Here is a 12,318-nt window from a genome sequence, read left to right as displayed (position 1 = left end):
TTGATGGGGGGCTCAGGGCGGCGCGACGCTACCACCCGTTGGCGGACCGGCTAAGGCTTCGTCCGTTTGGTCAGCTGTAAGAAACATCAGCTGTATGACGGCGACATTTCATGGGGGATAGCTGAAGGCCTGGCGTCGTCTGCCCCAGGCCTCCCGCCGGGAGCGCCTGGGGCGATGCCCCACCCGGTGCCTCATTCGAAGACGAAATGCTCCCCCGGCAGGCCCATCACCGAGCCGGTGGGCTTGGTCATGGCGGCGGCGTGGCCCTTGGCGCGGGGCAGCAGGCGGTCGAAGTAGAAGTCGCTGGTGGCCAGCTTGGCGCGGTAGAAGTCCTCGGACTCGCTGCCGCCTTCACGCAGGTGGCGGCGGGCGGCGGCTTCCTGCAGGGCCCAGGCGTAGGCAAGGGCGGCGTAGCCGGCGTACATGAGGAAGTCGTGGCTGGCGGTGCCCACCAGGTCGCGGTCCTTGCGGGCGCGCAGGGCGATGCGCAGGGTCAGGACGTTCCACTGCCCGGCGAGCTTGAGCAGGGTGAGGGCGCGGCCGCGCATGGCGGGCTCCTGCTTGATCAGATCCACGGCGAAGCGGGCCATCTGCCCGGTGAAGTCGCGCACGGCCTTGCCCTGGGTCATCAGCAGCACCTTGCGGCCGAGCAGGTCGAGGGCCTGGATGCCGGTGGTGCCCTCGTAGAGGGTGGCGATGCGCGCGTCGCGGACGATCTGCTCCATACCGTGCTCGCGGATGTAGCCATGGCCGCCGAACACCTGCATGCCGAGGTTGGCGCTTTCCAGGCCCAGCTCGGTGAGGCAGCCCTTGAGGATGGGGGTGAGGAAGCCGAGCTTGTCGTCCCAGTGCTCGTACTTAGCGGTGTCGTTCTGCAGGATGCCTTCGATCATGCGGTCGGCGTACTGGGTGGCCAGGTAGACCAGCGCGCGGCCGCCCTCGGCCACGGCCTTCTGGGTCAGCAGCATGCGGCGCACGTCGCCATGGTGCATCAGCACGTCGGCCACCTCGCCCGGCTCCTTGGTGCCGGAGAGGGCGCGCATGGAGCGGCGCTCGCGGGCATAGGCCAGGGCGCCCTGGTAGGCCAGTTCGGCGGTGGCCACGCCCTGGATGGCGGTGCCGATGCGTGCGCTGTTCATGAAGGTGAACATGCATTCCAGGCCCTTGTTCGGCGGGCCGATGAGGTAGCCGGTGGCGCCGTCGAAGTTCATCACGCAGGTGCTGGAGGCCTTGATCCCCATCTTCTTCTCCAGCGCGCCGCAGCTCACGCCGTTGCGCGGGCCGAGGCCGCCGGCATCCCCTGGGAGGAACTTGGGCACGATGAACAGGGAGATGCCACGGGTGCCCTTGGGGGCATCGGGCAGGCGGGCGAGGACGATGTGGATGATGTTCTCGGTGAGGTCGTGGTCGCCGGAGGAGATGAATATCTTGGTGCCGGTGAGGGCGTAGCTGCCGTCGGCGTTGGCGTCGGCACGGGTCTTCACCTGGCCCAGGTCGGTGCCGCACTGGGGCTCGGTGAGGCACATGGTGCCGGCCCAGCGGCCTTCGGTGAGGGGCGTCAGGTAGGTGCGTTTCTGCTCCTCGGTGCCGTGCTGCATCAGGGTGTTCATGGCACCGAGGGACAGGCCCGGGTACATGGAGAAGGGCCAGTTGGCGGTGCCGAGCATCTCCTGCTTGAGGGCGCCGAGGCTCATGGGCAGGCCCTGGCCGCCGTACTCGACCGGGTGCGAGAGCCCCTGCCAGCCGCCGGCCACATAGGCGTCGTAGGCTTCCTTGTAGCCCTTGGGCGTGCGCACGTCGCCGTTCTCCAGGTGGCAGCCTTCCTCGTCGCCGCTGTGGTAGAGCGGGGCGATGACCTCTTCGCAGAGCTTCGCGCACTCACCGAGGATGGCGTCGACCATGTCCGGCGTGGCTTCGCCGCCATTGGCCAGGGCACGATAGTGGGCGGGGAAGTCGAAGACCTCGTTGAGCAAGAAACGGGTGTCGCGCAGGGGCGCCTTGTAGCTGGGCATCGGTGAACCTCGGAACGCAGGTGACAGACGTGCCGATTTATACGGCGCCCGTGCCGGCGCGGCCTTGGCAGCGGTAACGGAGGCCTCTGGCAGTTCGGACAATGCCGGCCACCAGGCTGATTTCCATTGACGATGACTGGATGCGGGTATATACACGCATCCATGATGACGACCCAATGCCTGTGCACGCGGCTGCGCCGCGCCAGCCGCAACCTGACCCGCATCTACGACGACGCCCTGGAGCATATCGGGATCAACGTCGCCCAGTACTCGCTGCTGAAGAACCTGCAGCGCCTCGATCAGCCGAGCATCACCGACCTGGCCGAGGCCCTGGGGCTGGACCGCAGCACCCTGGGCCGCAACCTGCGGGTGCTGGAGGGCCGGGGCCTGGTGCGGATGGGCGAGGGCGAGGACCAGCGCAACCGCCTGGTGGCCCTGACCGCCAGCGGCAAGGCCTGTGTCGAACAGGCGCTGCAGGCCTGGGAAAGCGTGCAGGAGCGGATGGTCGAGCGCATGGGTGACGAGCGGCGTGATGCGCTGATGTCGCTGCTGGGCGAACTGGAAACCCTGGACTGATTTTTTCGCGATAACGCGGGTATATACCCGTAGAGGACCTTCTATGACTTCCGTATGGCGCACGAGTGGCTGGATCCTTCTGGGGGCGTCGCTGATCCTGGCCCTGTCCCTGGGTATCCGCCACGGCTTCGGCCTGTTCCTGGCGCCCATGAGTGCCGAGTTCGGCTGGGGGCGCGAGGTGTTCGCTTTCGCCATCGCCCTGCAGAACCTGATCTGGGGCCTGGCGCAGCCGGTGACCGGGGCCATCGCCGACCGCTTCGGGGCGATGAAGACGGTGGTGATCGGCGGGGTGCTCTACGCCGTCGGCCTGGTGCTGATGGGGTATTCCCACTCGCCCATGGGGCTCTCGCTGAGCGCGGGGCTGCTGATCGGCATCGGCCTGTCGGGCACTTCGTTCTCGGTGATCCTCGGCGTGGTCGGCCGCGCAGTGCCGCCGGAGAAGCGCAGCATGGCCATGGGCATCGCCGCCGCCGCCGGCTCCTTCGGCCAGTTCGCCATGCTGCCCGGCACCCTCGGGTTGATCGGCTGGCTGGGCTGGTCGTCGGCGTTGCTGGCACTGGGGCTGTTGGTGGCGCTGATCGTGCCCCTGGCGGGAATGCTCAAGGACCAGCCGCTGCCGGTGGCCGCCCATGAGCAGACCCTGGGCGAGGCACTGCGCGAGGCGTGCGGCCATTCCGGCTTCTGGCTGCTGGCGCTGGGCTTCTTCGTCTGCGGCTTCCAGGTGGTGTTCATCGGCGTGCACCTGCCGGCCTACCTGGTGGACCAGCACCTGCCGGCCCAGGTGGGTACCACGGTGCTGGCGCTGGTGGGGCTGTTCAACGTGTTCGGCACCTATATCGCCGGCTGGCTCGGCGGGCGCCTGTCCAAGCCGCGCCTGCTCACGGTGCTCTACCTGCTGCGCGCGGTGGTGATCGTCGCCTTCGTCTACTCGCCGCTGAGCACCTGGAGCGCCTACGCCTTCGGCATCGCCATGGGGCTGCTGTGGCTCTCCACCGTGCCCCTGACCAATGGCACCGTCGCCACCCTGTTCGGTGTGCGCAACCTGTCGATGCTCGGTGGTATCGTCTTCCTCTTCCACCAGCTCGGCGCCTTCCTCGGCGGCTGGCTGGGCGGCTACCTCTACGACCACACGGGCAGCTACGACATGGTCTGGCAGATTTCCATCCTCCTCAGCCTGATGGCGGCGGCGCTGAACTGGCCGGTGCGCGAGCGGCCTGTGGAGCGCCTGCAGGCTCTGGCATGAGCCTGCGCCTGGGGCTGGCGCTCGGCGTGGGGGCGACCCTGCTGCTGGCTCTGGCCTGGTGGGGCTGGCAGCGCGGCGGCCTGGCGTTGCTGCAACTGAACATGAGCCTGTGCTGATTGCCGCTTTAGCAGGGCGGGGGTAGCCTTCGAGCATTGCCCCTGCCGCGTGGAGTGCCCGATGAAACGTCTCTTCCTTCTCCCCCTGCTGGCCTCTGTCGCCGGGCCCGCCCTGGCCACCGAATGCGTGCCGTTGCTGCAGCACTCGATGCAGCAGCTGCGTTCCAAGGAAACCATCGACCTCTGCCAGCGCTTCGCCGGCAAGCCGCTGGTGGTGGTCAATACCGCCAGCCACTGCGGTTTCACCCCGCAGTTCAAGGGCCTGGAGGCGCTCTACCAGCGCTACAAGGACGACGGCCTGGAAGTGCTCGGCGTGCCTTCCGACGACTTCAAGCAGGAGGCCGACGACAACGCCGAGACGGCCAAGGTCTGCTACGTGAACTACGGCGTGACCTTCGCCATGACCCAGCCACAACACGTCACCGGGGACGAAGCGACGCCGCTGTACCGCGACCTGATCGCGCAATCCGGGCAGAGCCCGCGCTGGAACTTCTACAAGTACGTGGTGGATCGCCAGGGCAAGGTGATCGCGCATTTCTCCAGCCTCACCAAGCCGGACGACGAGGACCTGGTGAAGGCTGTGGAGCAGGCCCTGGCCAGCGAGCCCCTTTGAAGGACCGCCTGCTTCGGTAAGGTTTTTCGCGGCACCCGGGGCACGCGAAAGTTCCGTGGTGCCGGATAAATATTTCTGAATATTTCGGCTGGTTCCGGTTTCCCGGCATGGCTCGTGATACCTTCTCGCGCCTTACTTTTTGCCCAACCATGGAGTTACCCATGTCGATCAAGGAACTGATCCTGGCCGGCCTCATCGCCGCTGCCATTCCTTGCGCATTCGCCGCGAAACCCGAAGCCCCCGCCGAAGAACCCGTTGCCGCCACCCAGGCGGAAGAGGAGGGCGAGGCCACCATCGAGGAAGATGGCCAGACGATGTCCGAGGAAGAGTTCCTCGCCAGCCTGAACTTCCAGCAGGGCAAGGTGGTGATCGGCGACAACCTCGCCACCCTCGACGTCCCCGAGCAGTTCGTCTTCCTCGCCGGTGAAGACGCCGAGCGCGTGCTGACCGACGCCTGGGGCAACCCGCCGGATGAAGTCCTGCCGCTGGGCATGATTCTGCCCAAGGGCATCTCGCCACTGGCCGACGAGTCCTGGGCGGTGACGGTTGAGTACGAGGAGAACGGCTACGTCTCCGACGAAGATGCCGCTGACATCGACTACGGCGACATGCTCAAGGACATGAAGGAAGAGGCCAAGGCCGACAACAAGTGGCGTGCCGAGAACGGCTACGAGCCGGTGCAACTGATCGGCTGGGCCGCCCAGCCGCGCTACGACGCCGAAGGCCGCAAGCTGCACTGGGCCAAGGAGCTGAAGTTCGGCGACGCCGAGACCCACACCCTGAACTACAACATCCGCGTGCTGGGCCGTAAGGGCGTGCTGGTGCTGAACTTCATCGCCAACATGGACCAGCTGCCGACCATCGAGCAGAACCTGCCGGCGGTGCTGGCCATGACCGAGTTCAACCCGGGCAACCGCTACGCCGACTTCAACCCCGAGCTGGACAAGGTCGCGGCCTATGGCCTGGGCGCCCTGATCGCCGGCAAGGTCGCCGCCAAGGCCGGCCTGTTCGCCATCCTGCTGGTGTTCCTGAAGAAGTTCTTCTTCGTGCCCCTGGCCATCGGCGCCTGGATCATCAACCGCATCCGCGGCAAGAAGAAGGAAGCGCCCGCCGAGGCCCAGCCGCAACCGACCCCCGAGCCGCAGCCCGTGGTGGTGAGCGAGCCGGCGGCGACGGTGATGGACATGAACAAGGACGACAAGCCCAAGATCGTCGAGTGAATGACCTTGAGTGAATGAAAAAAAGCCCGGACCTGTCCGGGCTTTTTATTGGGTGGCTTTCGGGGGGGACGCTTGCATGGCGGCTTTCCCGGGCTGAAGCCCGGGCTACAACTGTGGGTTGCGGATATGAAAAAGCCCGGAACAGGTCCGGGCTTTTCGCTTGCCGCAACCAGGGATCAGAAGCGGTAGGTCACCTGCGCGCCCAGGCCGTGGGCGCTGTTCTTGTAGGTGGAGGTGTAGCGGCCCTTGGTGGCGCTGGTCTGGTTCACTTCGGCATCGTCTTCCTTCAGGTAGGAGTAGGCGACGTCGACGGTCCAGTCGTCGCTCGGGCTCCAGGCGGCGCCCAGGCTGAGGATCTTGCGGTCGTCGGTGGGGATGCGCGGCGAGCGGTGCTCGTTGCGGGTCGGGGTCTGGTCGTAGGCCAGGCCGGCGCGCAGGGTCCACTGCGGGTTCAGCTTGTAGGAGGCGCCCACGGCGTAGGACCACACGTCACGCCAGTCCTGTTCCTCGGTGATGGTGCCGATGGGGCCCGCCGAGCCCCCGAGGAGCGCCGGAACGCCCTTGTTGTTGACGGTGATGTCCTTCAGGCGGCTCCAGCGGGTCCAGGTGCTGCCGGCATAGAGGGTCCAGTCGGCGTTCAGGTCATGGGTGACCGAGAAGTCGACGGATTCGGGGGTCTTCAGCTTCAGGGAGGCGTCGTACTCGTTGCCGGAGAAGGGGCCGAAGCCGGTGCCGGAAATCTGGGTATCGCCTTTGAGCTTGTAGTCGACCATCGAGTGGTAGGTCAGGCCGAAGCGGGTGCTGGGGGTGGCCTCGAACAGCACGCCGACGTTGTAGCCCAGTGCGGTGTCGTCGCCCTTGACCTTGACCTTGCCGTCGTTGCGGCCGGGGGTGCCCGCGTTGAGGGTGGCGGAGGTCAGCTCGCCGTCGATGCGGTTGATGGTCGGGCCGAAGCCGACGGAGAGCTGGTCGGTGATCTTGTAGCTGATGGTCGGCTGCAGGGTGATCACGCGGACTTCGCTGCGGTCGCCGTAGTAGCGGCCCTGGAAGCCGGACTCGTAGTCGGTGATCAGGCCGAAGGGCACGTACATGCCGAGGCCGAAGGTCCATTTGTCATCGATCGGCTTGACGTAGTAGCCCATGGGCACGCCCATGAAGGGCACCATGTCGCCGTCGTTGCTGCCGCCGAAGGTGCCACTGTGGTCGTCGATATCGGTCTTGGCGTCCAGCAGGGCGATGCCACCACTGACCTGCTCGCGCTTGAGGCGCGACATGCCGGCCGGGTTGCCGAAGACGGTGGTGGCGTCGTCGGCGGACGAGGAGCGACCAGCAAAGGCGGTGCCCATGCCGCTGACGCTCTGTTCGTTGATGGCGAAGCCACCGGCGAGGCTGAAGCTGGATGCAGCGCTGATGGCGATTGCGAGGCTGGTCTTGAAGACTCTTTTGATCACGGATGACTCCTGGGGACTTTCAAACAGGTGGCGGAAACTATCAGGATTTCCAGACCCCTGCCAGCTTCGGGGAGTTCCCGTAATAGAGCGTTTTATCGGGCTTTATGGCATCAAAATGCCTGCAATTTCGCTGATCGTGCATATTGCCTTGGACGCTCGTTCCTGACTGGTCGGTCAGTGAGCGGATCGGGCCTACGCCACCCTTGCCGAAGGGCCCACCCAGCGTTGCCAGGCATCCAGGTATTGGCGAGGCGTGCCTTGCGGGTTGAACACCTGGCGCCAGATGGCGGCCATGCCGATCCAGTCGTCGGCGGCGGGCATCACCAGCACCTCGGTTTCGATCAGCAGCCAGGCGATGGCGGTGGCGTAGCGCAGGTTCACCGCCAGCTCCAGGTGCGGCGCGGCGAGGAAGGCGTGCTGGCTGGCCAGGCCGCGCACCAGGCTGGCGAGTTCCGGGTCGCGCGCCAGGTGCAGGTCCCAGAGGCAGCGGTGGTGCTCCTCGCTGATGTGATAGAGGCCGTAGCCCGCCTGGTCGCCCAGGGCGCTGCCGAGTGCCGACTGGCAGGCCGCGGCACCCAGCAGCAGGGATTCGGCCATGGGCGAGGGGCGCTGCAGGTAGAGCAGGGTGGGGCGGATGACGTGTTCACAGAGGTCGCTGGCGGCTATTCCCATGGTGCCCTCGCGATAAAGGTGCCGGCGGGACCGGGGGCGTCTGGCAGCTTCTCGTTCTCGGAAAGGGCCCCGCCGGAAGCGGGGTTAGCCGCTCGTTTTGAAGTGTAGTGCGATGAAAACGTTGTAAAGGCCTGTTTTTAAACTGTTTGAGCCGAGGTTGGCTGGCGCATATATCCCAGGGTGATTAAAAAATGATCGCTCGCAACCGGCCCGGCATCGCGGATGACGGGCCGGCATGGCCTGGGTGGCTCAGTCGCCCTTGGCCAGCGGGCGTGCCGGGTCGGTGATCCATTCGCTCCAGGAGCCGGCGTAGAGCGGCGCCAGCGGGTAGCCGGCGAGGCTGAGGGCGAACAGGTTGTGGCAAGCGGTGACGCCGGAGCCGCAGTAGGCGACCAGGCCTTCCACCGGCCGCTGGCCGAGGAAGGCGGCGAAGCGCTGGCGCAGGGCCTCGGCGGGGAGGAAGCGGCCGTCGGCGCCGAGGTTGTCGGTGAACACCGCGCACTGGGCGCCGGGGATATGGCCGGCCACCGGGTCGATGGGCTCCACCTCGCCCCTGAAGCGGGGCAGGGCGCGGGCATCGAGCAGTGTCAGGTCGTCCGCGCCCAGGCGGCCCTGCAGTTCGTCGGCGCTGCGCAGCAGGCTGGGGTCGGCTTCGCCGCTGAAGCGGCCACGGGGCACTTCCGGCACGGCGACTTCCAGCGGCAGGCCTTCGTCGCGCCAGGCCTTGAGCCCGCCGTCCAGCAGGTACACGCCTTCGCGCTTGCCCAGCCACGCCAGCAGCCACCAGGCGCGCGCGGCGAAGGCACCGGGGCCGTCGTCGTGGAGCACCAGGGTGCTGTCATTGTCGACGCCCCAGCCGCGCAGGCGCTCCACCAGGCGTTCCAGGGCAGGCAGCGGGTGGCGCCCGGTGACGCCCCTTTGCACCACGCCGGAGAGGTCGTGCTCCAGGTCGGCGAAGCGCGCGCCGGGGATATGCCCTTCGGCGTAGCTGCGCTGCCCGTAGGCGGGATCGTCGAGGGCGAAGCGGCAATCCAGCACGATCAGGCCCGGTTCTCCCAGGCGGGCTTCCAGTTGCCGGGGGCTGATCAGTTGCGCGAGGGGCATGGCGGTCTCCTGTGTCCAATCGATGACAGTGGGCATCATAAGGACAGCCGCGCGTCGCGTCGCGCGGATCGATGAGTGATGCGGAGAGCCGTCCATGCCAAGCCTGCAATCCTTCGCCGAGAGCGCCAACCTCGCCCGCCGCATCGGCGTGGTGCTCGGGTCGTTGCTGCTGACACTGTTCTATTGCCTGCTGGTACTGGGGCGTGCCGCCTGCGGACGTCTCGACCGCGCGCGCGTGGACGCTTACACCCGCGCCTGGTCCCGCGGCCTGCTGCGCCTGGTGCGGGTGCGTCTGTCGGTGCATGGGCAGCTGCCTGATTTCAACGACGGCCGTCGCTACCTGATCCTCTGCAACCACTCCAGCCATTACGACATCCCCGCCAGCTTCGTGGCCCTGCCGGGCTCGATCCGCATGCTGGCGAAGCAGGAGCTGTCGCGCCTGCCGTTCCTCGGCGCAGCGATGAAGGCGGCGGAGTTCCCCTTCGTCGACCGGCACAACCGCCACCGGGCCCTGGCCGACCTGCAACGGGCGCGGCAGATGATGGAGAGCGGCATCGTGCTGTGGGCGGCGCCGGAAGGCACGCGCTCGAAGGATGGCCAGTTGCAGCGCTTCAAGAAGGGCTGCTTCCACCTGGCGCTGGACACCGACGCGGTGATCGTCCCGGTGGCCATCCGCGGTATCCACCAGGTGCTGCCGGCGCGCACCTGGCGCTTCAACCTCGGCCTGCCGGTGTCGCTGCACGTGGGGGCACCCATCGATGCCGCGCAGTTCGACGTCGAGCACCTGGACGAGCTGATGGCGCGGACCCACGGGCAGATGCAGGCGCTGTTGCACCCGCAGCCGGCCCGGGTGGTTCCGGGCGTGCACGAGACTGCGCCGGCTTGAGCAGCTGGTATCGCGCTCCTGGAAATGAAGAAGCCCGCCAATTGGCGGGCTTCTCGTCTCCGGGAATGGGCCAGTCGTCCGGCCCTTAGTGGATCTTCAGCTTGCCGATCCGGTCGTTGTCGAGGCTGCCGAAGTACAGGTAGTCGCCCACCGGTTTCACCGAGGTGATCATGCGCAGGTGGGTACCGCTGGTGTCGTGCAGGCTGCGGATGATCTGGCCGTTCTCGTCGAGGGCGATGACCAGGCCGTACTTCTCCGCCTTGGGCCACAGCGCGCGGGGCAGCTTGGCGATCTGTGCCTTGAGCCAGGGCTGGGTGTGGAGGAAGTCGGCGTCGGCCTTGCGTGGGGAGGGCAGGGCGACCCAGAAGGTGCCCTTGCGGTCGCCCTGGAGGTTGTCCGGCAGGCCCGGCAGGTTGTCGATGAACACATCGTGGGTGCCGGCCTTCTCGCCGCTCAGCCAGTAGCGGGTGATGCGGTAGCGGTAGGTCTCGTTGACCAGCACGAAGTCTTCCTTGGCCGAGAGCGCCACGCCGTTGCCGAAGTACAGGTCCTTGAGCAGCACCTCGACCTTGCCGGTGGCCGGGTCGTAGCGCATCAGCCGGCCGTGGGGGCGGGCTTCGAGCAGGTCCAGCAGGTAGTCGGGCTGCTCGAACTTGGCGGAGGCGTCGGTGAAGTAGATGCGCCCGTCGCTGGCGATGTCCAGGTCGTCGGTGAAGCGGAAGGGACCGCCTTCGGCCTCGGTGGCGAGCACCTTGATCTGGCCCTTGGGGTCGATGCTCAGCAGGCCCTTGTAGGCGTCGCCGACGATCAGGTTGCCCTGGGCGTCGAAGTCCATGCCCAGCGGGCGGCCGCCGGTGGTGGCGAAGGTCTCGACCTTGCCGTCGGCGTCGATGCGCACCACGCGGCCATCGTGCAGGCCGGCATAGACGCGGCCCTGGGCGTCCACGGCGGTGTCCTCGGGGCCGTGGATCTGCCCCTTGGCCAGCAGCTCGGCCTTCATCAGGGTGTCGTTGGGCTCCATCACGCCGGTCATGGGCGGCGCCTTGGGGGCGTCCCAGGCGACGGGGTCGATGGGGCTCTTGGTGATGCCGAGGTAGATGCCCGCAGCGGCGATGAGCAGGACCAGCAGGCCCAGAAGCTTCTTCATGTCCGAATTCCCTGGCGGTGGGCCCGTCATGGGCCTGGTTATTGTTGGAAGGGCTTTTTAGCAGCCATGGCCGGCCAGCGCCAGAGACCCGGCCAGGGTGAATGGCCCGGGTGCGACGTCGCCGCAGTTGACAGCCCTGTAGGGATTTTCGCAGTATCCTCGACTCGCATTCCTGCACCGAGCTACACCATGCCCGCCACCTACGCCTCCCTCGCTTCCGTTCCGGCCCTGCCGGCGCTGGCGTTTGGCGTTGTCGCGGGTAAATCGAAGAAACAGTCGCTCATTTGACCGGGGCGCGCTGTCCCGTCAGATGGGCTGACAGGACAGTGGGCGCGAAGGTCGAAACCTCATCCGCACGAACACTCCCCGCATCCCCTCCGACGGTGACTCTGACGGTCAGCCTGAAGGAGCTTTGCAATGCCTGTGTTTTCTGGAATCTGGGTCGCCCTGGTAACCCCCTTCGCTGATGGCGCCATCGACTTCCCCGCCTTGCGCCGACTCTCCGCGCACCTGCTGGAGGCGGGCGTCGCCGGCCTGGTGGTGTGCGGCACCACCGGTGAAGCCGCGGCGCTGAGCAAGGTGGAGCAGCTCGCGGTGCTCGACGCCCTGCTCGAAACCGTCCCCGGCGAACGCCTGGTGATGGGTCTGGCCGGCAACAACCTGGCGGACCTCCTGGCCCTGCAGCGCGAGGTGCAGAAGCGCCCGGTGGCCGGCCTTTTGGTGCCTGCGCCCTACTACATACGGCCCTCGCAGTCCGGGCTGCTGGCCTGGTTCGGTGCCATCGCCGACGGTGCCGAGGTGCCGGTGATCCTCTACGACATCCCCTACCGCACCGGCGTGCGCCTGGAGCTGGAGACCTTGCGCCAGCTGGCCCGGCACCCGCGCATCGTGGCGATCAAGGATTGCGGCGGCGAGATCGACAAGACCCAGGCGCTGATCGCCGACGGCCAGCTCGACGTGCTGGCGGGGGAGGACGCGCAGATCTTCGCCACGCTCTGCCATGGCGGCAGCGGCGCCATCGCGGCTTCCGCGCACATCCATCCCGAGCGCTTCGTGGCCATGGCCGAGCGGGTCGCGGCGTCCGACCTCGAGGGCGCCCGGGCGATCTTCGGCGAGCTGCAGCCGCTGATCCGCCTGGCCTTCGCCGAGCCCAACCCGGCGCCGGTGAAGAGCCTGCTGGCCATGCGCGGGCTGATCCGCGACGAGCTGCGCGCACCCATGCAACCCAGCTCGCCGGCCTTGCTGCAGCGCCTGCGCACCGAACTGGCCTGAGCCGCA

11 protein-coding genes are annotated in these 12,318 nt (G+C 67.2%); 6 read left to right on the top strand and 5 right to left on the bottom strand.

Annotated elements, in window-relative coordinates; all coding sequences use genetic code 11:
* Positions 1–191 precede the first annotated feature (191 nt).
* Positions 192–2,012 (bottom strand): acyl-CoA dehydrogenase C-terminal domain-containing protein, encoded by a 1,821-nt coding sequence (locus tag ACXI0U_RS14915; RefSeq protein WP_479550480.1) that lies wholly within the window; start codon positions 2,010–2,012, stop codon positions 192–194.
* A 162-nt stretch (positions 2,013–2,174) separates the two neighbouring features.
* On the opposite strand from ACXI0U_RS14915, the gene ACXI0U_RS14910 reads away from it, so the two are divergent.
* The 4 genes from ACXI0U_RS14910 (at position 2,175) to ACXI0U_RS14895 (ending at position 5,780) form a co-directional block, all read left to right on the top strand.
* Entirely contained in the window at positions 2,175–2,588 is a 414-nt protein-coding gene (locus ACXI0U_RS14910; RefSeq protein WP_479550479.1) for a MarR family winged helix-turn-helix transcriptional regulator, read from the top strand.
* 43 nt (positions 2,589–2,631) lie between these two features.
* Positions 2,632–3,831 (top strand): MFS transporter, encoded by a 1,200-nt coding sequence (locus tag ACXI0U_RS14905; protein ID WP_479550478.1) that lies wholly within the window; start codon positions 2,632–2,634, stop codon positions 3,829–3,831.
* Between the two features lie 177 nt (positions 3,832–4,008).
* Positions 4,009–4,560 carry a glutathione peroxidase gene (locus ACXI0U_RS14900; RefSeq protein ID WP_479550477.1) on the top strand — a complete coding sequence of 184 codons (552 nt, stop codon included), beginning with the start codon at positions 4,009–4,011 and terminating at the stop codon, positions 4,558–4,560.
* Between the two features lie 161 nt (positions 4,561–4,721).
* Positions 4,722–5,780, top strand: a complete 1,059-nt coding sequence (locus ACXI0U_RS14895; protein WP_479550476.1) for a DUF2167 domain-containing protein — start codon at positions 4,722–4,724, stop codon at positions 5,778–5,780.
* Between the two features lie 176 nt (positions 5,781–5,956).
* Here ACXI0U_RS14895 and ACXI0U_RS14890 read toward each other — a convergent pair whose 3' ends face one another.
* The 3 genes from ACXI0U_RS14890 to ACXI0U_RS14880 all read right to left on the bottom strand — a co-directional run bounded on the left by ACXI0U_RS14890 (position 5,957) and on the right by ACXI0U_RS14880 (position 9,007).
* Positions 5,957–7,231 (bottom strand): OmpP1/FadL family transporter, encoded by a 1,275-nt coding sequence (locus ACXI0U_RS14890; RefSeq protein ID WP_479550475.1) that lies wholly within the window; start codon positions 7,229–7,231, stop codon positions 5,957–5,959.
* Positions 7,232–7,423: 192 nt separating this feature from the next.
* Positions 7,424–7,903, bottom strand: a complete 480-nt coding sequence (locus ACXI0U_RS14885) for a hypothetical protein (RefSeq protein ID WP_479550474.1) — start codon at positions 7,901–7,903, stop codon at positions 7,424–7,426.
* Positions 7,904–8,152: 249 nt separating this feature from the next.
* Positions 8,153–9,007, bottom strand: a complete 855-nt coding sequence (locus ACXI0U_RS14880; RefSeq protein WP_479550473.1) for a sulfurtransferase — start codon at positions 9,005–9,007, stop codon at positions 8,153–8,155.
* 94 nt (positions 9,008–9,101) lie between these two features.
* Between ACXI0U_RS14880 and ACXI0U_RS14875 the strand changes: the two genes are divergently transcribed.
* On the top strand, positions 9,102–9,893 hold the full coding sequence (locus ACXI0U_RS14875; RefSeq protein ID WP_479550472.1) for a lysophospholipid acyltransferase family protein: 792 nt from the start codon (positions 9,102–9,104) through the stop codon (positions 9,891–9,893).
* A gap of 85 nt (positions 9,894–9,978) precedes the next feature.
* Here ACXI0U_RS14875 and ACXI0U_RS14870 read toward each other — a convergent pair whose 3' ends face one another.
* Complete coding sequence (locus ACXI0U_RS14870) at positions 9,979–11,040, bottom strand: SMP-30/gluconolactonase/LRE family protein (RefSeq protein WP_173178012.1); 1,062 nt, start codon at positions 11,038–11,040, stop codon at positions 9,979–9,981.
* Positions 11,041–11,457: 417 nt separating this feature from the next.
* On the opposite strand from ACXI0U_RS14870, the gene dapA reads away from it, so the two are divergent.
* Positions 11,458–12,312: a 4-hydroxy-tetrahydrodipicolinate synthase gene (gene dapA / locus ACXI0U_RS14865; protein ID WP_479550471.1), complete on the top strand. Its 855-nt coding sequence runs from the start codon at positions 11,458–11,460 to the stop codon at positions 12,310–12,312.
* The last annotated feature ends 6 nt before the right edge of the window (positions 12,313–12,318 follow it).

This window comes from Pseudomonas sp. C9D1 (genome assembly GCF_056491235.1).
This window is presented reverse-complemented; position numbering and strand designations above follow the sequence as displayed.

Bases quoted from the DNA above. Each gene is read 5' to 3' on its own strand.
- ACXI0U_RS14885 (WP_479550474.1), bottom strand. From the start codon at position 7,903: ATGGGAATAGCCGCCAGCGACCTCTGTGAACACGTCATCCGCCCCACC.
- ACXI0U_RS14895 (WP_479550476.1), top strand. From the start codon at position 4,722: ATGTCGATCAAGGAACTGATCCTGGCCGGCCTCATCGCCGCTGCCATT.
- ACXI0U_RS14875 (WP_479550472.1), top strand. From the start codon at position 9,102: ATGCCAAGCCTGCAATCCTTCGCCGAGAGCGCCAACCTCGCCCGCCGC.
- ACXI0U_RS14880 (WP_479550473.1), bottom strand. From the start codon at position 9,007: ATGCCCCTCGCGCAACTGATCAGCCCCCGGCAACTGGAAGCCCGCCTG.
- ACXI0U_RS14905 (WP_479550478.1), top strand. From the start codon at position 2,632: ATGACTTCCGTATGGCGCACGAGTGGCTGGATCCTTCTGGGGGCGTCG.
- ACXI0U_RS14915 (WP_479550480.1), bottom strand. From the start codon at position 2,012: ATGCCCAGCTACAAGGCGCCCCTGCGCGACACCCGTTTCTTGCTCAAC.
- dapA (WP_479550471.1), top strand. From the start codon at position 11,458: ATGCCTGTGTTTTCTGGAATCTGGGTCGCCCTGGTAACCCCCTTCGCT.
- ACXI0U_RS14910 (WP_479550479.1), top strand. From the start codon at position 2,175: ATGATGACGACCCAATGCCTGTGCACGCGGCTGCGCCGCGCCAGCCGC.
- ACXI0U_RS14900 (WP_479550477.1), top strand. From the start codon at position 4,009: ATGAAACGTCTCTTCCTTCTCCCCCTGCTGGCCTCTGTCGCCGGGCCC.
- ACXI0U_RS14870 (WP_173178012.1), bottom strand. From the start codon at position 11,040: ATGAAGAAGCTTCTGGGCCTGCTGGTCCTGCTCATCGCCGCTGCGGGC.